This is a genomic window from Streptomyces sp. NPDC005303 (assembly GCF_040607335.1).
In the GTDB taxonomy this organism is placed as follows: domain Bacteria; phylum Actinomycetota; class Actinomycetes; order Streptomycetales; family Streptomycetaceae; genus Streptomyces.
In genome coordinates this window covers 481094-498985 of record NZ_JBEXGM010000002.1, presented here as the reverse complement: position 1 = coordinate 498985, position 17892 = coordinate 481094, and the positions used below count along the sequence as shown (strand labels likewise).

Here is a 17892-nt window from a genome sequence, read left to right as displayed (position 1 = left end):
ACGTACCGTACGGCAGCAAGCAGGCAGGACCAGCAGGACCAGGTGGGGCAGCGGGAAGGGGCAGCCGGTTTGACCACGCACACACCGCAGGCGGCGCAGGCCGTCACGCTGCCCACGACACTGGACGAGGCCGTGGCGGCACTCACCGCCATGCCCGCCGCGGTGCCCGTCGCCGGCGGCACCGACCTGATGGCCGCCGTCAACTCCGGGCAGCTCAGGCCCGCCGCGCTCGTCGGCCTCGGCCGGATCAGCGAGATCCGCGGCTGGCAGTACCAGGACGGGCACGCCCTGCTCGGCGCGGGACTCACGCACGCGCGTATGGGCCGCCCCGACTTCGCCGCCCTCATCCCCGCGCTCGCCGCCGCCGCCCGCGCCGCCGGACCGCCGCAGATCCGCAACGCGGGCACCCTCGGCGGCAACATCGCCTCGGCGGCCCCCACGGGCGACGCGCTGCCCGTCCTCGCCGCCCTCGAGGCCACGCTGATCATCGCGGGCCCGGACGGCGCCCGCCGGGAGATGCCGGTCTCGCATCTGCTGGCCGGCATGGAGATGCTGCGCGCAGGCGAACTCATCGGCTTCGTGCGGGTGCCGCTGCTGCACGCCCCGCAGGTCTTCCTCAAGGTCACCGGCCGCACCGGCCCGGGCCGCGCGATGGCCTCGGTCGCGCTGGTCCTCGATCCGGCCCGGCGCGGGGTCAGATGTGCCGTCGGTGCCATAGCGCCGATGCCGCTGCGACCCCTGGACGCCGAGCAGTGGGTCGCCCGGCTCATCGACTGGGACAACAACCGCGCGATCGTCCCGGAGGCCCTGGAGGCCTTCGGGGAGTACGTGTCCGCGGCCTGCATCCCCGACCCGGCACCGGCCGCGGACGGTTCCGTACCGCAGCATCCGCCCGCCGTACTGCACCTGCGGCGCACAGTCGCCGCGCTGGCCCGACGAGCACTGGGGAGGGCACTGTCTTGACCGACGACCAGCACGGAGAGGGCACGCCCCGGGCCGCCGGCCGCTGGGACCCGCTCCCTCAGGGTGACTACGACGACGGCGCGACCGCCTTCGTGAAGCTGCCCGAAGGGGGCATCGACGCCCTCCTGGCCTCCGCCGACAGCCCGCTCGCCGCGCCCGGTCACGGTTATGTGCCGCCGCAGATAACGGCCGCGCAGGGCGACGGAACCGACCCGGCGGGCACGGGCGGCTGGGCGGTGCCGGCAGAGGGCGCCCACTGGCCCGACCCGAGCACCCTGCCGCAGGGCCAGACCGGACAGTTCACGTACAACCCCGCGACCACCCAGCAGTGGCACGTCGAGGACACCGCGGCCGCGCCCGCGCCGGGCCACGACGTCACCGGCCAGTGGTCGATCCCGGTGGCCGGCGGCGACCTCCCGGACGAATCGGGCGAGTTCACCACGTCGTCCCTCGTCGAGCAGTGGGGCGGCACCCCTCCGGCGACCCTGCCGGGCGGTGCGGCCGCGCCCTGGGCGACCCAGCCGCCACAGCCGTGGGGGGACCAACCCCAGGGTGGCCCGGGTGCGGGACCCGAGCACGGCGGACCGGCCGGGGAACGGCACACGCACGTGCCGCACGGTGACGGACACGGCGGCGGCTTCGACGAGGGCCACGGTGGTCCGGTCGGCGACGCTCCCACGGGTCCGCTCGGCGACGGCCACGCGCACGTGCCCGCCGCCGAGGCGCCGGGCGGCGAGGTCGACGAGCGGCACGGTGACGCGCACACCGTGACGGACGAGGCGTCCCCCGACTCCCCGCACCCGCACACCGACGGCCACGGCAGCGCTCTCACCGAGCCCCACGACACGGCCCAGCCCCACGACCCCGCCGAGCCCTATGGGGACGGCCCCTCCACGACCGCCTCACGGCCCTCACCCGGCCCCGGTGAGGCACTGGCGGCCCTCCGGGTCCCCGGGGGCGCCGAAGAGGCCGTAGAAGCCGCTGACGGCCCCGCCGAGCACGGTGACGGGCCCGGTGTCGAGCACGCCCCGGACGAGGGCGAGGACGAACCGTCGCCCGACGCCGTCGAGCAGTACGCCGCCGACCCCGACGAGAACCCGGACGACCAGGCTCCCGCGCACCCCGGCGAAGAACACCCGCTCGCCTCCTACGTCCTGCGCGTCAACGGCGTCGACCGCCCCGTCACCGACGCGTGGATCGGCGAGTCGCTGCTCTACGTACTGCGTGAGCGGCTCGGTCTCGCCGGCGCCAAGGACGGTTGCTCACAGGGCGAGTGCGGGGCGTGCAACGTCCAGGTCGACGGACGGCTCGTCGCCTCCTGCCTGGTGCCCGGCGTGACCGCCGCCGGCAGCGAGGTCCGTACCGTCGAGGGCCTCGCCGAGGACGGCAGCCCCTCGGACGTGCAGCGGGCGCTCGCCCGGTGCGGCGCCGTGCAGTGCGGCTTCTGCGTGCCCGGCATGGCGATGACCGTGCACGACCTGCTGGAGGGCAACCCCGCGCCCACCGAGCTGGAGACACGGCAGGCGCTGTGCGGCAACCTCTGCCGCTGCTCCGGCTACCGGGGCGTCGTCGACGCCGTCAAGGAGGTCGTCGCAGAGCGTGAGGCCCACGCGAGCGGCGACGCTGAGACGGACGGCGACGAGCCGCGTATCCCCCACCAGGCGGGTCCCGGAGGCGGCAGCGTCCACCCGTCGGCGTTCGACTCCCCGGGGTTCCCGGGCGCCGCCGGACCACATGAGCAGGCGTACGGACAGGGACAGGACGGAGGCCAGGCGTGAGCAACGAAGCCGCCACCGCGACCACCGCCGCGGAGGCAGCAGCACCCGCCCCCGAGCCGATTCCGCACGGCATCGGCGTCTCCCTGCCGGCCGCCGACGCGCGCGCGAAGACCGAGGGCACCTTCCCCTACGCCGCCGACCTGTGGGCCGAGGGCCTGCTGTGGGCCGCCGTCCTGCGCTCGCCGCACGCGCACGCGCGCATCGTGTCCATCGACACCTCCCACGCGCGTGAGATGCCCGGAGTCCGCGCGGTCGTCACCCACGAGGACGTGCCCGGCAGCCCGGTGCACGGCCGCGGCAAGGCCGACCGCCCGGTCTTCGCCTCCGAGGTCGTACGCCACCACGGCGAGCCCATCGCGGCCGTCGCCGCCGACCACCCCGACACCGCGCGCATGGCCGCGGCCGCCGTCATCGTCGAGTACGAGGTGCTCGACCCGGTCACCGACCCGGAGCAGTCCTTCGAGGCCGAGCCGCTGCACCCCGACGGCAACCTGGTCCGGCACATCCCGCTCCAGCACGGCGACCCCTCCGCGACCGGCGAGATCGTCGTCGAGGGCCAGTACCGCATCGGCCGCCAGGACCCCGCGCCCATCGGCGCCGAGGCCGGCCTCGCCGTACCCCGCCCCGACGGCGGCGTCGAGCTCTACCTCGCCTCCACCGACCCGCACACCGACCGCGACACCGCAGCCGCCTGCTACGGCCTCGAACCCGAGCGCGTCAAGATCGTTGTCACCGGCGTCCCCGGCGCCACCGCCGACCGCGAGGACCAGGGCTTCCAGCTCCCGCTCGGCCTGCTCGCGCTCAAGACCGGCTGCCCGGTCAAGCTGACGGCCACGCGCGAGGAGTCCTTCCTCGGCCACGTCCACCGCCACCCCACGCTGCTGAGATACCGCCACCACGCCGACGCCGAGGGCAAGCTGGTCAAGGTCGAGGCGCAGATCCTGCTCGACGCGGGCGCCTACGCCGACACCTCCTCGGAGGCACTGGCCGCCGCGGTGGGCTTCGCCTGCGGACCGTACGTCGTCCCGAACGCCTTCATCGAGGGCTGGGCCGTCCGCACCAACAACCCGCCCTCCGGCCATGTCCGCGGCGAGGGCGCCATGCAGGTGTGCGCCGCCTACGAGGCGCAGATGGACAAGCTGGCCAAGAGGCTGGGCGTCGACCCGGCGGAACTGCGCCTGCGCAACGCGCTCGCCACCGGGGACGTACTCCCGACCGGCCAGACCGTCACCTGCCCGGCCCCGGTCGCCGAACTGCTCCAGGCCGTACGGGACTTCCCGCTGCCCGCGCTGCCCAAGGACACCCCCGAGGACGAGTGGCTGCTGCCCGGCGGCCCCGAGGGCGCGGGCGAACCGGGCGCGATCCGCCGGGGCGTCGGCTACGGCCTCGGCATGGTGCACATGCTCGGCGCGGAGGGCGCGGACGAGGTCTCCACGGCGACCGTACGGGTCCAGGACGGCGTCGCCACGGTCCTCTGCGCTGCCGTCGAGACCGGCCAGGGCTTCACCACGCTGGCCCGCCAGATCGTCCAGGAGACGCTCGGCATCGACGAGGTCCACGTCGCCCCCGTCGACACCGACCAGCCCCCGGCAGGACCGGGCTGTCGCGGCCGCCACACCTGGGTCTCGGGCGGCGCGGTGGAACGGGCGGCCAAGATGGTCCGCACCCAGCTCCTCCAGCCCCTGGCGCACAAGTTCGGCATGTCCACCGAGCTGCTCCAGATCACCGACGGCAAGATCACCTCGTACGACGGAGTGCTCTCGACGACGGTCACCGAGGCCATGGACGGCAAGGAACTGTGGGCCACCGCCCAGTGCCGCCCGCACCCGACGGAGCCCCTCAACGAGATCGGCCAGGGCGACGCCTTCGTCGGCATGGCCTTCTGCGCGATCCGCGCGGTGGTCGACGTCGACATCGAACTCGGCTCGGTCCGCGTGGTCGAGCTGGCGCTCGCCCAGGACGTGGGCCGCATCCTCAACCCGGCCCAGCTGGAGGCCCGCATCGAAGCGGGCGTCACCCAGGGCGTCGGCATCGCGCTCACGGAGAACCTGCGCAGCGCGCGCGGGCTGATCCGCCACCCGGACCTCACCGGGTACGCCCTGCCGACGGCCCTGGACGCGCCGGAGATCCGGATCGTCAAGCTCGTCGAGGAGCGGGACGTGGTGGCCCCGTTCGGTGCGAAGGCGGCCAGCGCGGTGCCGGTGGTCACGTCACCGGCGGCGGTCGCCTCCGCCGTACGCGCCGCGACGGGCCGTCCCGTCAACCGGCTCCCGATCCGCCCGCAGGCCGCGGTGGTGACGGACCGGTGAGCGCTCCCGGGCAGGAGCCCCGCGAGTACGAACCGCCGCCCGGTCTCGGCAAGTTGGCCCTGTGGATCCTGCTGTTCGTGGTGGCGGCGATCGTGGTCGTGCTGGGCGGCGTGTACTTCACCTGACCGAAGTGCCTTCGGCCGTCGGGGAGTTCACGTGATGCACGGGGTCGTCCTGGTCACCGGTGTGATGGCGGCCGGGAAGTCGACGGTCGCACAGGCGCTGGCGGAGCGTCTGCCGCGGGCGGCGCATGTCCGCGGGGACGCGTTCCGGCGGATGATCGTGTCGGGACGCGAGGAGTACGCACCCGGGGCCTCGGCGGAGGCCGCCGCTCAACTGCGCCTGCGGTACCGCTTGTCGGCCGCGACGGCGGACGCGTACGCCGAGGCCGGGTTCACGGCCGTCGTACAGGACGTGGTGCTGGGGGAAGACCTGACGGCATACGTCGGGCTGGTCCGGACCCGGCCCCTGTACGTCGTCGTCCTGGCGCCGGACGCCGGGACGGTCGCGGCCCGGGAGGCGGGCCGGGCGAAGGCGGGTTATGGGTCCGCCTGGACGGTCTCCGCGCTGGACGAGGCGCTGCGGGAGTCGACCCCGCCGATCGGGCTGTGGCTGGACACCTGCGCGCAGACCCCCGCGCAGACGGTGGAGGCGATTCTCGCGGGACGGGAACGCGCGAGGGTGCTCTGACGTCTCCTTGGTACGGGGGCGTTGTCAGTGGTGGCGCGTAGTGTTTCGAGCAGTGGGGGACGAGCGCAGGCCCGACGGGTTCGCCGTGCCGTGCCCGGCCAGGGGACTGCGTACGAAGCACACGGGGGAGCCATGAGCACGACCGATGCCGCCGTAGCGGCGATCAGACTGACCGAGGACGAACTGCAGCCCTACATCTCACATGTGTCGACCCGCCGCTGGCTCAGCGGCCCCGGACTGCCCGCCGACAGCGACCTGTTCACCTTCGAGGAGCTCCGCAGGGAGGGCCTGCGGACGGTGGCGGACTCGACGGCCGACCTGGCCGGCCGGCTCAGCGAGGAGCTGCGCGGCCAGCTGGTCATAGGCGGACTCACGGACCTGCACGGCAGGGAGACGGAGTCGGTCCTGCTCGACGGGATCACGGGCGAGGTCTCGACGACGGCGTTCTTCCACGCCCGCCCCGACCTGATGGACCGCATCCCCCTGGCCCCGTCGCTCCCCACCCTGGTCCGCTTCGCGACGGCCACGGACGAACTGACGGAGGTGCGCGGCCAGTTCGCCGCGTACGCCGGCCGCTTCGGTCCTACGGCCGTGGCGGACGCGACGCATCAGCTGCTGACGGTGTTCGAGGAGGGCACGGGCGGCGAGGTGCCGACGTTCTGGAAGATCGCGGCCCTGATCCGCCCCCTGGCCCTGGTGGCGGGCCCGGGCACCGACTCCGGCCTGGCCGTGGACCTCCCGCCGCGCCTCCTGGACCACGAGTTCGGCCGGAACAGGGTCGCCCGCTTCGAGGACATCGACTTCCCGTCCACGCTGACGCACGCCCCGACCCGCCGCTTCCTGGCGGAGACGGGTCTGCCCGAGGACGGCGTGCTCTTCCACACCGACCCGGACGCCCCGCTCCCGACCCTCGCGGAGCACCGGGCCGACACACCGGCCACCCTCCCGCCCCGCGCCGAACACCTGGTCGTCCTCGGCCACCTCATCGAGGACAACACCCTGGTCGTCGACGGCGCGACGGGCGCGGTCCTGAACTGGAGCGAACGCGAGGGAACGCTCCACCCCCTGAACACCGACATCTCCACCCTCGCGTTCACCCTCTGGCTCCTGCACCGGGAGCGCCGCATAGACGAGTCACTCGCCCACGAACTGACGAACACGCTGTACGTCCAGGTCGCCAAGACCATGATCCGGGCCCTGTCCACGATCGACCCCACGGGCACGACGACGGACGCGGACTGGCACTACTGGACGGAGCTGTTCCAGGACGAGGCGGGCGGGGTGCTCTGACCGACTGCGCGGTGCAGGGTCGCCGAGAGGTGATGCCGCAGGGGCTGCCCGACGGCTGCGAGGTCGTGGACGAAGGTGAAGGTGGCGCTGTCGCCGTCGGCCAGGGTGTAGCGGCGACGGGTGGCGGTCACGTCCTTGGCGGTGGGAGTGAGGGCCACGGCGTGCGTGGCGAGATCGACCGCGCCCCCTTCCGCCTGCCCGACCAGGATCTCGGTGATGCCGGTGGGCTGGGTGACCAGCGCCTCCACCCGGCCGTCCGGCTGCAGCCGCCACCACCCGCTCTCCCGTGCGGCCGGCCGCAGCGGCTCCCCGGCCCCGTCGATCAGCCAGGCCCGGGCCTCGTACCGGAGAAAGGGCCGCCCGTCGTGACTGAAGCAGACCTCCTGCGCGTACGCGAAGTCGTCGTCGAGCGTCGGATACCCACCTCGGCCCCGACCGCGCCACACCCCCAGAAACCCGAGCACGGGTCCGAGCAACGCGTGCGGAGCCGGTTCCCGGTCCACCCGGTAGCTCTCCGGAAAGGGCTGCTCCGCCACACTCTCGACCACGCCCGCACTCCTCACTCACGACCACTGCAGGCCGCCAGCGTAGGACGCCGCACAGCGGAAGGGACGGCACCTCTGCACGAGATGCCGCCCCTTCCCCACAGAGGCCGTGGCGGGAATCGAACCCGCGTAACTCGCTTTGCAGGTTTGTCGGTGCTGGTCAGGGTGTGATTCGCGCGCGGTCAAGGGTGTTCATTTCCGTACGGGCGCGGCGTCGACCCGGGGCGGATGAACGGTCTCGGACGCCTGCGTACGGCGACGAACGAGACGGAAACTGAGACGGCCCGCGGCCGGACGCGAGTCGCGGAGCCACCTCAGCCAGCTCGCCGTCTGCACCGTGCACTCACATCCCCTCGCAGTGCCCTCTGGCTGCCATAATCGGTCAGCACACAGTGGGCGGGGGCCGGACATGATCGAACTGTTGAAGTTCTTGGTAGAGACTCTGACTCAGGGCTTGCCAGGCCTCACGTCAGCGCGAGGCGAGAAGAAGAGAAGAGCGCTGGCTGTAGAGCTCTTCCTCCTGTATGTCCGCTGCAACGAAGCCATGATCACTGCGGATAGCATTGTCTCTCTGCTAAATAGGTATGGGCAAGCTGGAGCAGATCAATGGAATCGCCACTGGCTGAAGCAAGAACTCAAGGAGTCCGTCCAGCGGCAGTACGTAACCGTGCGAAGCTTGACTGGACTGCTCTCGGACCAGAGCGAAGTCATGTGGATCATCGATTCGGACCCCGAGGAAAAGCTAGACGTCCTGATGAATAGAAAATCTGGACGACTCATTGAACTTCTCGGTATTTTGCATGACGGTCATATACCTCTCGACGTTGACTTGGATCTGCTAGGCGAAGAAGCGCGCTCCGTGAGATTGTCGCATAGTGCAGGTCCGCTCTATGCTCGCTTTACGGTGAGTCTTAGTAATGATTTCGGGCGAGATGCCAGAGATTTCCGCGAGTACATGGAGAGTGGAGTCCCGCAGAATCAGATTTCTGAAATTCGTGCGGCATTGAGGCGTTTTCGAGAGGCTCTTGAGTCCAACTTCTCTATCGCGGATGTACTGGTCGACGTTGGCGACAGAAGGCTGAATTGAGTCGTTGGCGTTCGTGGAGAATTTTCGCCGGGCTCACCCCAAGCGGTCGACGCTGCGGTGCGGGCTCCTAGTTTCGCTGAATGTATCCCTTCTTCTATAGGCTTGGTGTATGTCTGACGCTACGCAGCCACCCGAAGAGACAACTGACCCAGACGAGGGCGAAGCGGAACCTCTGTCTGGGTGGGGAAGGTTCACTGCTGGCGTGACAGGGTTGGCGCTCTCTGGAGCCGGAGCGGTGGCTGTTTTCGCCACTGATAATCAAGCCGGTTCTGTTGCCCTGGTATTAGGCGGGATCATTTTCCTGTTAATGCTTATAACCGGGAATCCGCTTTTGACGCTGGGGCATGGGGAAACTCAGATGCGGTTCGCAGCGCGGCGTAGGCGTGTCATCCAAGAGGCGGTAGAAGCGCCGCCCCGCGAAGCCCGTAGCGCGCTGGAGGCCCTTAATACAATCGACCCGCGTGCGTCGCGGGACTCCGCCTTCATTCGAACATCGGGAATGGTGTATGACCGGCTCGTTCAGGCTGAACTGATACGCCTATTTCCTGAATTCTCAATTAGGGAGCAGCAGAACGACGGCCCTTCAAATTTCGACATCATCGTTGCAACGCCAGACCATCACTCGATCTTCGTCGAGTTGCGATCATTGCAGAACCCCGTTTCGTCGAATCTGGTTCGGCAGGTTATCGGGATGGTGAGTTCAAGTGTTATGGGTGGTCTTCTGGTATCGAATCAGCAGCTCGTGAGGCCCGCAGGGATGTTATTGCGTCAAGCGCAGCAAAATGGGAATAAAGTTGCATTTGTGCAGTGGCGCGATGAAGCAGACAGTGACGCCCTAAAGGATGCAGTACTTGGTCTGCTGCGCCAGGTTGGTTACGGCTCGCTCAATGAGGAGTGAGCTGGAGGTAGGCGCGCGAATCGCAGTGTTCAGACCCGTACGGATGCCGGGCCCGAGGGGGCGCGGCGAACTGCTTTGAACGGCTGCGTACTGCTACGAACTGAGACGGAGTGGGCGGAGATCGTGCCTGCTCAGAGGCGGAGCGCAGGGCCGGAAGACTCAGCCCTCGGGGCGCTCCGGCCGGACGCTCAGCATGGCAGGCTTGACCCTGACGGCGGGAGACGCGGACAGGGAGGGTGAGTGTCGCAGCAAGCAAGCCCGCGCGGGACTTTTCAGAAGATCGCGGATGCGCTCAAGGCGCAGATCGACGCGGACCCGAAGATGGTGGAAGTGCCGTCGGTCGCGGCGGTTATGAATGATCACGGAGTCTCGCGCGGGGTAGTTCTCCGGGCATTCGCGGTGCTTCAGAAGGAGGGTGCTGCGGAGCCGGTTCCGGGTGGACGCTGGCGTGTGGTCAGGGAGGGGCAGCGAACGGACCGGCGCCCCCTCGCGGAACGGCTCACGGACGTCTTCGCGGATGATGGCCTTGAGGTCGGGGCAACCTTCCCGAGCGCTTCCGCACTGTGCGAGCGGTTCGACGTCTCGCGTCCGACGGTGACTAAGGCGCTGGAGAAGCTGGAAGCCGCAGGTTGGCTGTCCGGAGGGGGGCAGGGCAAGGTGCGAACCGTGCGGGCCCTGCCGAATCGAGAGGGGAGTTCCTCACTGTGACGGGACTGACGGAGTGGGCATACCCGCTCGCCGAATCGCTGCTTGCCGACCCGTTGCCGCGTCGCTGGAAGCACTCGGTCGGAGTTGCCGAGCGCGCACGCAGCATCGCGCCGATCCTTGGCGCGGACGCGGAGCTGTTGGAGGCGGCTGCGGTCCTGCACGACATCGGTTACGCACCGGACCTCGCTAAGACGGGATTCCACCCGCTTGACGGGGCCCGTTACCTCCGGGATGTCGCGAACGCAGATGCGCGGGTTGTGCACCTTGTCGCTCACCACTCCTGTTCGTGGATGGAAGCGGACGCCCGCGGGCTGCGCGAGGAACTTGAGGGTGAGTTCCCGCGAGAGAGCGCTGAGCTCAATGACGCGCTCTGCTACTGCGACATGAACACGACTCCGGACGGGACGCCCACGAATCCCGTGGACCGCGTCAACGAGATCGCCGGTCGCTACGGGCCGGACAGCCTGATCGGTACGTTCATCCGTCGCGCCGAACCGGAGATCCTCGCGAGTACTTCGCGTGTGCTCGAACGAGTCGCCGCCGCGAAGCGTCAGCCGATGTAGGGAACGGGGCGGGTCCGGTCCATGGCGTGCTCGATCCTGAGGCGCATGGTGGGGTGGACGTCCAACTTCGACAGGTCCGCTGGGTCGACCCAGCGGACCTGCGTTGTTTCGTTGCTCGTACGCACTTCGCCGCCGACCGGTCGCGCGCGGAAGCAGATGCTGAATTGCTGCCGGACCTCGCCGTCGTCGTACTTCATCACGTGACCGGGGTCTGTGTAGATCCCGGACATGTCGACGACTTCCGCCTTGATGCCGGTCTCTTCCCACACCTCGCGCACCACCGTGTCACGGATCGACTCGCCCACGTCGTGGCCGCCACCTGGAAGTGCCCACCGCCCGTTGTCGGAGCGCTGGATCATCAGCACCTGGCCCGCGTCGTTCTGTACGAACGCGACGACTGAGGGCACAACTGAGTTGGCCGGCGGGGCGTCCGGGTCGTGCAGGTAGTCGATGCGTCCCATGCTCAAGCTCCCGTGATGTCGGTTTCGGTTACTGGCCTGGCACCTTCCCAGGTCTGTTGAACGCTGTTGGCGAAGGTGTCGAACAGACTGCCTCCGGGGAGTCGCCGCAGGTGGAGGACGGGCGCCATGTAGGCGCCGATGCCGTACACGTGGGTGTTGGCCAACATCTCGTCATCGGCGCGGTAAATCGAGTTGTAGAGCACTGTGTCATGCAGGCGAAAGCCTATTTCGGGGTGACTCGTGAACAGCGGACGATAGTTGACCAGCGCATTCCGAATCTTGCCGCCCATGATGCGGTGACCTTCGTCGATGCCGCGTCGGATGACGGCTTCGCACTCAGGGTCGCCCATGAGTACTCGGATGCGAACGCCGCTCTTGGCCTTCTCCTTCAAGGTCGAGAAGAAAAGAGGGTCCTCCGCCAGGTAGATACCGGCGTACACAAGGATGTCGATGCGCTCGGTAGCCCGCTCGCACATCTCCCGCCAGAGGCTTGACGGCACGACGTGCCGATGCGGGTAGACAGCCGTGATCTCGGCTTTGCTCAGGTCAGCCGCTGATTCCTGGGTCCGGGAGTCCTCCCACAGCGTGGTGACGTCGACCTTGAGCGCTGCGGCCGTCGCGTACTGGTGTCGCCGGTACGGAACCTTCCCCTTGGTGATCCACCGTTCGACGGTCTTCGGGTTCACGTCGATCTCTTCGGCCAGCGCCTGAATCGTCATGCCGCTCGCCAACAAGGCAGACCGCAAACGCTCGTTGGACATCTGCACCCCCGGTGGGACGTCTTGGGACCTCTTGAAGGTATCCGGACGTCCTTGAGGTGTCCACGTAGGGGGTGACCAAGTCCCCTGACCTGGGGCGATTCTGATTGTGCGCCAAGAAGTTCCGGCGCGAAGCGCAAGAGGTTCCGTCGAGGTACTTGACGGAGGTCCATGTAGTACCTGTAAAACAGGTACTACAACGTCCGGGGGAAAGCCCGCAGGGGTGAGTACGAAGGCAGCGTCTGTTCCTTGAGAACTCAACAGCGTGCTTGAGATTGGCGGGGCTCGACCCCGCCCCCGTGACGGCCGGGTGAGGTCCGTCGGCCCCGGTATCCAGCCGTGAGGGCGCGAGATCGGATCTCGCCCGGGGCACTTGGCCCGCCGCCTTTCGCGGCGTTGGCCTGCTTACCGAGCGCGCCGGCACTCCCGGACAGGACAGCCCGCCGCGCTCGGTCTCCTTTCCCGACGCAGTCAGGAGCAGTAGCCCATGACCGAGCGCATCATCCCCGTGGACGTCGTCGGCCCGATCGCCCTGGATCTGGCGATGAGCACCGGCAGTATCCGTGTCGTTGTCGACCCGGCGCTGAAGCAGGCGCGCATGGTGCTGGCGACGGAGGCGACCTCCGGCCCGTCGGCCGACGCGATCCGCGACACCAGTGTCAGCCTCACCGGGCAGAACCTGCGGGTCCGCGTCCCGGACGTGGCCGGCGGCATCGGCGGGAGCACCACGATTCGGGTGGGCGGTAACACCATGACGTTCTCCGGTGGCAACGGCGTGCAGATCGTGAACGGCAACGTCCACATCACCGGCCACGGCGGCGGCAAGGTCTTCGTCAACGGCCGCGAGGTCACCGCCACCGGCTCGGACGGAGACGCGGTCACTCCGATCACCGCCACGATCCACCTGCCCGCCAAGTCGGTGGCCACGATCAGCACGAACAGCGCGAACACCGTCGTCACCGGCTCGCTCGCGCGGCTGGAGTACGACGGCACCTCCGGCACGCTGACCGCTGAGCGGGTCGGCGACCTGGAAGCCGTCGTCACCAGCGGCAGCGTCATCGTCGGCGAGGTCAGCGGCCCACTGGACATCAACCTCACGTCCGGCAGCGTCAACGTCGGCGCCTACAGCGGCCACCTCGCCCGGCTGAACCTCACCTCCGGCAACGTCCGCATGGCCGCGACCTCGCAGGCCACCGGCCGTCTGTCCGTGAACGCCACCTCCGGCAGCGTCCGCGTCACGGGTGCCGGTCACCTGGACGTCCGCCGTCGGGTGACCAGCGGCCACGTGCAGATCAGCTAGTCCCCTCACCCCCCGTTCTTCGTGGGGCGGTCGCACTCCCGGACAGGACAGCCGACCGCCCCGCGCATCCCGACGTATCCAAGGAGAGACCCACCATGCGTATGCGCACTTTCGTCGCTGGCCAGGAGGCGTACGGCGACCTGGAGTTCGCGGAACTGGCGCTCGGTATCGACGTCGACCTGTTCCGTGGCCCGCTGGAGTTCGAGACGGACGGCGAGCGTGCCGCCCGTCAGGACGCGGCCCGTGACATCCTCGCCGACCTGGCCGCGGAGGCGGAGGCCGGTGACGAGATCGCCGGTTGGGACGCCCTGTACGCCGACGCGCTGACCCGTACGGTGCCGTTCCTGCGTTCCGTGCGCGGCCACCGGGCCGGGACGGGGGAAGCGGCATGAGGGCCAAGACCGTACTGCCCGCCGTCGCGATGACGGCGGTGTCCATGGTCCTGACCCTGGCCGTGGTCATGATGTGGCTGGGCACGGCCGTGCCGTGGCCGGTCGCCCTGGTCGTCGGACTCGGCATCGACGGGGGATGGCTGGCCACCCTCGCCTACGAACGGCGCCTCGCCGCGCAGGGCGACCACAGCCGCATCGTCACCGGCGTCGGCTGGTTCTTCGGTCTGATCGCGGCCGGTGTCCTGGTCGCCCACGCGCTGACCGCCGAACAGTCGGCCGGTGCGTGGCTGGCCGTTGCGTGGCTGCCGATCGCCGCGAAGGCGCTGTGGCTGGTTCACGGGCTGTGGGAGCGCACCGCGCTCACCACCGCCGCCCTGGACGCGATCCGGGGCATTCAGCAGGAAGCACGGGATGAGGCGGCCGTGGCGCGTGCCCGACTGCGGGCAGACGCGGCGACCGAGGAGACCCGGCTGACGGCCGTGACGGGGGCCGGTGCCCGCGTCGCACGCGTACAGGCCAAGACCGCCAAAACCCTCTCCCGGGCGTGGTCGACGCTGGAAGAGGCACGGCAGGGCGAGGACACCGGCAGGGCGCTGACCAGCGTGACGAGCCGCGTCACACCCGACGTCACACCGGTCTGGGAGCTCCCCGTGTGGGGCCCGGTCGAGCCGGTTACCGCGCTCTCTCTGGACTCGGGGCCCGCGCTCACCGATGAGGCGCTTGACGCCCTGGTCGACGCGATCACGCACAGCGAGACGCCTGCCCTGTCGTACCGCGAGATGGCTGCCCGGTTTCGCCAGGCCGGTCATTCCGCCTCCGAGGTCCGGTTGCGGGCCGCGTGGAAGCGCGTGGCATGAGCGTGCGGTTCTGGGACCCAGACGGCGCCACGTTCGGTATCCCCACCTACCCGTGGCGCCTGGCCCCGGACGGCTTGGCCACCCGCCGACAGCTCCGCATCCGTGGACTGCGCCCGGGTGGTCAGGACATCGCGGCGCAGATCCTGCGCCCGCGTCGCCGTCGCGAGCCGCTGACCGCCTACCTGTACCGCGTCGACCTCGCCCTGCCGGTGCGGCCGATGACCCCGGCGATGTGGGCGGCCCTGGCGAAGGCCAATGCCGCTCGCCGCCGCTGCCCCGAGTGCCACCGGGACGCTGGATACGTCATCCCGCCCACGCTCGGCATGTGTGTGACCTGCGCCTACCCCGAGGAACAGCGCGCCGCTTGAGCCACCCCGAATCCCGGGTCCGGCCGCCCACCTTCCACAGCAAGCCGGCCGGACCCTTCGACTCCCGAAGGAGTGCGTACATCGTGACGGAGAATCCCACCTTCCCGCCCCCGGACGACCCGGAGAACACCGAAGCGCCGACGGCCGAAGTGCTGCCGTTCCCGCTGAAGAAGACCGCCCCCGCCGACTCGCCCGCGCCCACCGACGCGGGTGTGGTCAAGCCGGGGGAGTGGGAGGCCGAACTCCCCGACACCGACGACCCCGAGGCCGAAGGGCTGACCGACGGGGCGCCGGTCGACCCGCCGCGCGAGGTCTACCCGCCCTCGGTCGCGGAATGGATGGAGGCCAAGGACAAGGCCCGCCTTCCGGTCCTGCCGGACTGGGTCAAGCTCCCCGACCAGCGAACGGCCGTGCGCAAGTGGGCAGTGCGGCACTACTCGGCTGTGATCGGCTACCACGCGGTTCGCCTGCCCTGCATCTACACCCCGAAGATCCTGTGGTACTCGCCGCGCGGCGCGTGGCGCTGGTCCACGGCGATCGGCCGGTGGGTGTTCGACGCCGAAGGAAAGGGCCTGCGCCTGGCGTCGGTGGCCAACGAGGACGCGGCGGAGTACCTGAAGCTGTCGCGGCAGCGCAACGACCGCGTCCGCCTGCGGGGCATCGTCGCCACGATCGCGTCCCTGATCGGCCTTGCCGCCGTATTGGCCGTGTATGTCATGGCGCCGTCCTGGCTGCTGCTGTTGGCCGTGGCGACGCTGACGACCACGCTCGGGGCGGTCGGGGCGCCGGCCGATCGGCCGCTGATCGACATGGCCAAGGTGACGTTCCGCAAGCGGCGGCTGTCCAGTGACATCGTCATCCGCGCACACGAGGCGTCCGGGCTGACCACCAAGGATCAGACCATCGCGTTCCCGCGGCCGATTGGCCGGGACGGCGACGGCTGGCGCGTGGTGGTGGATCTGCCGTACGGCAAGACGTTCGAGGACGCGGTGAAGGCTCACGCCCGGCTCGCCTCCGGTATGGACATCGCCCCCACTCAGCTCTTCCTGGACAAGGACGAGACGAGCGGGCGGCGGGTGTCGTACTGGATCGCCGACCGTGATCCGCTCGCCGTTCCCTCGGGCAAGTCGCCGCTGTTGGGGGCGACCCGGGTGGACTTCTGGAAGCCGTTCCCGTGGGGTGTCGACGAGCGCGGCAACCCGGTCATGGCGACCATGTTGTGGCTGTCGTTGCTGGTCGGCGCCGTGCCCCGGCAGGGCAAGACGTTCTCTGCCCGCACCATCGCCCTCGCCGCCGCGTTGGACCCGTACGTCAGGCTGTACGTGTTCGACGGCAAGGCGTCCCCGGACTGGCGCAAGTTCGCGCTGGTCGCGCACCGCATCGGGTTCGGCATCGTGCCCAAGAACGGGTTCGACCCGGTTCAGCACCTGCTGACCTCGCTGCGGGAACTCAAGGCGGACGTCGAAGACCGCTACCACCGGCTCTCCGAACTCCCCTTGCACGTCTGCCCGGAGGGCAAGCTCACCCCGGAGATCAGCCGGGACAAGAAGCTGAACATGCCGCTCACCCTGTTCGTGGTGGATGAGGTGCAGGAGTACCTGACCCACCCCGAGCACGGCAAGGAGATCCTGTCGCTCATGGTCTACCTCGCCCGGGTCGCCCCCGCGGTGGGTGTGTCCGTGATGACGGCGACGCAGAAGCCGGACGACAAGGCGTGCCCCTCCGAGCTGCGTGACCAGCACCAGGCCCGGTTCGCGCTGCGGGTCGGTGCCTACCAGGTCTCGGACACGATCCTCGGTGCCGGGTCCTACAGCGAGGGTCTGGACGCGTCCAAGCTGCTCAAGTCCCACAAGGGCGTTGGCCTGCTCAAGGGCATGTCGGATGACTCGGGGATCGTGCGCACCTACCTCGCCGACGGTCGTGACGCTGAACGCATCCTCACCCGCGCGGCGGCGCTGCGGGAGGCGGAGGGCACGCTGACCGGTGACGCGGTCGGCGAGGCCCCGGCGCCGGAGGTGTCCGCGACGATCCTGGACGACGTCGCGTCCGTGCTGGGCAAGGGCGAGGCCAAGGTGTGGTCCGAGACCATCGTTGATCGCCTCGCCGACCTGCGCCCCGACGTCTACGGCCCGTGGGCGGAGTTGGAGCCCAAGCCCAAGGCGGAAGCGCTCACCGCAGCGCTCAAGCCGTTCGGCATCGGCACCATGCAGATCAGCCGACGCATCGACGGCGAACAGGTCAACAAGCGCGGCATCAAGCGCGACGACATCGCCGCGGCGATTACGCAGCGCAACGAAAAGCGGGACGCCGGATAGGTCTCACGGCCTGCTACCGGTAGCGGCATGCGTCGCTACCGGTAGCAACCCTGCTAGCGACCAAAACCGCCCCTGATCAGGCTGCTAGCGGATAGCGGCCCACCTGCGGAAACCCCCGAAAACCCGCCTGAGAGGCCCCTGATGAGCCTTCCCCTCCTTGCTATCGCCTGCCTACTCGCCGTCACGCTCGGTTACAGCGTCAAGTGCTGGCTGAGCCCGTTCGGTGACTGCCGCAAGTGCCACGGCATGGGCCACGGCTTCAAGACCGACCGCAAGGGCCGGACCAAGCGCGGCAAGGACTGCCGCCGCTGTGACGCCACCGGCAAGCGCATACGCGTCGGCCGCTGGATCTACAACCGCGCCGCGCGCACCTACCGCGCCGGCACCCGCTGACCCCACCCCGGAGGACCGATGGTCATCACCATCCCGCTCGTGCTGTTGCTCGGCATCGGCGCTCTTCTGCTGCTGCGCTTCAAGGCCGTCGGCTTCGGCGCGGCCGTCGCCGTCGCCCTGTTCGGCTTCTACCTCGCCAACACCGGCGCGGCCGACACCGTCAACCAACTCGTTGCCGCCGTCACCGGCGCCCTCGCCGACATTGGCCGCTGACCCG

Annotated in this window: 20 protein-coding genes; 17 read left to right on the top strand and 3 right to left on the bottom strand. The window is 69.6% G+C overall.

Annotated features, from left to right (window positions below; genetic code table 11):
* The first annotated feature begins 69 nt into the window (after positions 1–69).
* The 6 genes from ABZT93_RS06300 (at position 70) to ABZT93_RS06275 (ending at position 7030) form a co-directional block, all read left to right on the top strand.
* Positions 70–963, top strand: a complete 894-nt coding sequence (locus ABZT93_RS06300) for an FAD binding domain-containing protein (RefSeq protein WP_356099710.1) — start codon at positions 70–72, stop codon at positions 961–963.
* Entirely contained in the window at positions 960–2741 is a 1782-nt protein-coding gene (locus ABZT93_RS06295; protein ID WP_356099707.1) for a 2Fe-2S iron-sulfur cluster-binding protein, read from the top strand. Before ABZT93_RS06300 ends, ABZT93_RS06295 begins: the two co-directional genes overlap by 4 nt.
* Complete coding sequence (locus tag ABZT93_RS06290; RefSeq protein ID WP_356099704.1) at positions 2738–5050, top strand: molybdopterin cofactor-binding domain-containing protein; 2313 nt, start codon at positions 2738–2740, stop codon at positions 5048–5050. The genes ABZT93_RS06295 and ABZT93_RS06290 overlap by 4 nt, the downstream gene beginning before the upstream one ends.
* Positions 5047–5175, top strand: a complete 129-nt coding sequence (locus tag ABZT93_RS06285; RefSeq protein WP_356099701.1) for a hypothetical protein — start codon at positions 5047–5049, stop codon at positions 5173–5175. Before ABZT93_RS06290 ends, ABZT93_RS06285 begins: the two co-directional genes overlap by 4 nt.
* A gap of 34 nt (positions 5176–5209) precedes the next feature.
* Positions 5210–5740 carry an AAA family ATPase gene (locus ABZT93_RS06280; RefSeq protein ID WP_356099698.1) on the top strand — a complete coding sequence of 177 codons (531 nt, stop codon included), beginning with the start codon at positions 5210–5212 and terminating at the stop codon, positions 5738–5740.
* Positions 5741–5872: 132 nt separating this feature from the next.
* The gene (locus ABZT93_RS06275) at positions 5873–7030 is read left to right on the top strand and encodes an SUKH-4 family immunity protein (protein ID WP_356099696.1); all 1158 of its coding nucleotides are present in this window, start codon (positions 5873–5875) and stop codon (positions 7028–7030) included.
* Here the strand turns inward: ABZT93_RS06275 and ABZT93_RS06270 are convergent.
* Entirely contained in the window at positions 6985–7578 is a 594-nt protein-coding gene (locus ABZT93_RS06270; RefSeq protein ID WP_356099693.1) for an FABP family protein, read from the bottom strand. The genes ABZT93_RS06275 and ABZT93_RS06270 overlap by 46 nt on opposite strands.
* A 406-nt stretch (positions 7579–7984) precedes the next feature.
* Here ABZT93_RS06270 and ABZT93_RS06265 point away from each other — a divergent pair, with 406 nt between their 5' ends.
* The 4 genes from ABZT93_RS06265 to ABZT93_RS06250 all read left to right on the top strand — a co-directional run bounded on the left by ABZT93_RS06265 (position 7985) and on the right by ABZT93_RS06250 (position 10831).
* Complete coding sequence (locus ABZT93_RS06265) at positions 7985–8662, top strand: hypothetical protein (RefSeq protein WP_356099690.1); 678 nt, start codon at positions 7985–7987, stop codon at positions 8660–8662.
* A 235-nt stretch (positions 8663–8897) separates the two neighbouring features.
* On the top strand, positions 8898–9560 hold the full coding sequence (locus ABZT93_RS06260) for a hypothetical protein (protein ID WP_356099688.1): 663 nt from the start codon (positions 8898–8900) through the stop codon (positions 9558–9560).
* A gap of 240 nt (positions 9561–9800) precedes the next feature.
* Entirely contained in the window at positions 9801–10268 is a 468-nt protein-coding gene (locus ABZT93_RS06255; protein ID WP_356099685.1) for a GntR family transcriptional regulator, read from the top strand.
* Positions 10265–10831, top strand: coding sequence for an HD domain-containing protein (locus ABZT93_RS06250; protein ID WP_356099682.1), 567 nt, complete (start codon positions 10265–10267; stop codon positions 10829–10831). The genes ABZT93_RS06255 and ABZT93_RS06250 overlap by 4 nt, the downstream gene beginning before the upstream one ends.
* Here ABZT93_RS06250 and ABZT93_RS06245 read toward each other — a convergent pair.
* Both ABZT93_RS06245 and ABZT93_RS06240 read right to left on the bottom strand, forming a co-directional pair.
* The gene (locus ABZT93_RS06245) at positions 10819–11292 is read right to left on the bottom strand and encodes an NUDIX domain-containing protein (protein ID WP_356099679.1); all 474 of its coding nucleotides are present in this window, start codon (positions 11290–11292) and stop codon (positions 10819–10821) included. The genes ABZT93_RS06250 and ABZT93_RS06245 overlap by 13 nt on opposite strands.
* A 2-nt stretch (positions 11293–11294) precedes the next feature.
* Entirely contained in the window at positions 11295–12053 is a 759-nt protein-coding gene (locus ABZT93_RS06240) for an XRE family transcriptional regulator (protein WP_356099676.1), read from the bottom strand.
* Positions 12054–12537: 484 nt separating this feature from the next.
* On the opposite strand from ABZT93_RS06240, the gene ABZT93_RS06235 reads away from it, so the two are divergent.
* The 7 genes from ABZT93_RS06235 to ABZT93_RS06205 all read left to right on the top strand — a co-directional run bounded on the left by ABZT93_RS06235 (position 12538) and on the right by ABZT93_RS06205 (position 17888).
* Positions 12538–13350: a DUF4097 family beta strand repeat-containing protein gene (locus tag ABZT93_RS06235; RefSeq protein ID WP_356099673.1), complete on the top strand. Its 813-nt coding sequence runs from the start codon at positions 12538–12540 to the stop codon at positions 13348–13350.
* Between the two features lie 101 nt (positions 13351–13451).
* The gene (locus ABZT93_RS06230) at positions 13452–13742 is read left to right on the top strand and encodes a hypothetical protein (protein WP_356099808.1); all 291 of its coding nucleotides are present in this window, start codon (positions 13452–13454) and stop codon (positions 13740–13742) included.
* Positions 13739–14599, top strand: coding sequence for a protein spdB (locus tag ABZT93_RS06225; protein ID WP_356099671.1), 861 nt, complete (start codon positions 13739–13741; stop codon positions 14597–14599). Before ABZT93_RS06230 ends, ABZT93_RS06225 begins: the two co-directional genes overlap by 4 nt.
* Positions 14596–14967, top strand: a complete 372-nt coding sequence (locus tag ABZT93_RS06220) for an RRQRL motif-containing zinc-binding protein (RefSeq protein ID WP_356099668.1) — start codon at positions 14596–14598, stop codon at positions 14965–14967. Before ABZT93_RS06225 ends, ABZT93_RS06220 begins: the two co-directional genes overlap by 4 nt.
* Before the next feature lie 83 nt (positions 14968–15050).
* A complete protein-coding gene (locus tag ABZT93_RS06215) occupies positions 15051–17282 on the top strand; it encodes a cell division protein FtsK (protein ID WP_356099665.1) in 2232 nt (743 codons plus the stop codon).
* 141 nt (positions 17283–17423) lie between these two features.
* Positions 17424–17675, top strand: coding sequence for a hypothetical protein (locus ABZT93_RS06210; RefSeq protein WP_356099662.1), 252 nt, complete (start codon positions 17424–17426; stop codon positions 17673–17675).
* 18 nt (positions 17676–17693) lie between these two features.
* Positions 17694–17888 carry a hypothetical protein gene (locus ABZT93_RS06205; protein ID WP_329597851.1) on the top strand — a complete coding sequence of 65 codons (195 nt, stop codon included), beginning with the start codon at positions 17694–17696 and terminating at the stop codon, positions 17886–17888.
* Positions 17889–17892 lie beyond the last annotated feature (4 nt).

Bases quoted from the DNA above. Each gene is read 5' to 3' on its own strand.
- ABZT93_RS06205 (WP_329597851.1), top strand. From the start codon at position 17,694: ATGGTCATCACCATCCCGCTCGTGCTGTTGCTCGGCATCGGCGCTCTT.
- ABZT93_RS06220 (WP_356099668.1), top strand. From the start codon at position 14,596: ATGAGCGTGCGGTTCTGGGACCCAGACGGCGCCACGTTCGGTATCCCC.
- ABZT93_RS06240 (WP_356099676.1), bottom strand. From the start codon at position 12,053: ATGTCCAACGAGCGTTTGCGGTCTGCCTTGTTGGCGAGCGGCATGACG.
- ABZT93_RS06225 (WP_356099671.1), top strand. From the start codon at position 13,739: ATGAGGGCCAAGACCGTACTGCCCGCCGTCGCGATGACGGCGGTGTCC.
- ABZT93_RS06230 (WP_356099808.1), top strand. From the start codon at position 13,452: ATGCGCACTTTCGTCGCTGGCCAGGAGGCGTACGGCGACCTGGAGTTC.
- ABZT93_RS06245 (WP_356099679.1), bottom strand. From the start codon at position 11,292: ATGGGACGCATCGACTACCTGCACGACCCGGACGCCCCGCCGGCCAAC.
- ABZT93_RS06265 (WP_356099690.1), top strand. From the start codon at position 7,985: ATGATCGAACTGTTGAAGTTCTTGGTAGAGACTCTGACTCAGGGCTTG.
- ABZT93_RS06275 (WP_356099696.1), top strand. From the start codon at position 5,873: ATGAGCACGACCGATGCCGCCGTAGCGGCGATCAGACTGACCGAGGAC.
- ABZT93_RS06235 (WP_356099673.1), top strand. From the start codon at position 12,538: ATGACCGAGCGCATCATCCCCGTGGACGTCGTCGGCCCGATCGCCCTG.
- ABZT93_RS06210 (WP_356099662.1), top strand. From the start codon at position 17,424: ATGAGCCTTCCCCTCCTTGCTATCGCCTGCCTACTCGCCGTCACGCTC.
- ABZT93_RS06280 (WP_356099698.1), top strand. From the start codon at position 5,210: ATGCACGGGGTCGTCCTGGTCACCGGTGTGATGGCGGCCGGGAAGTCG.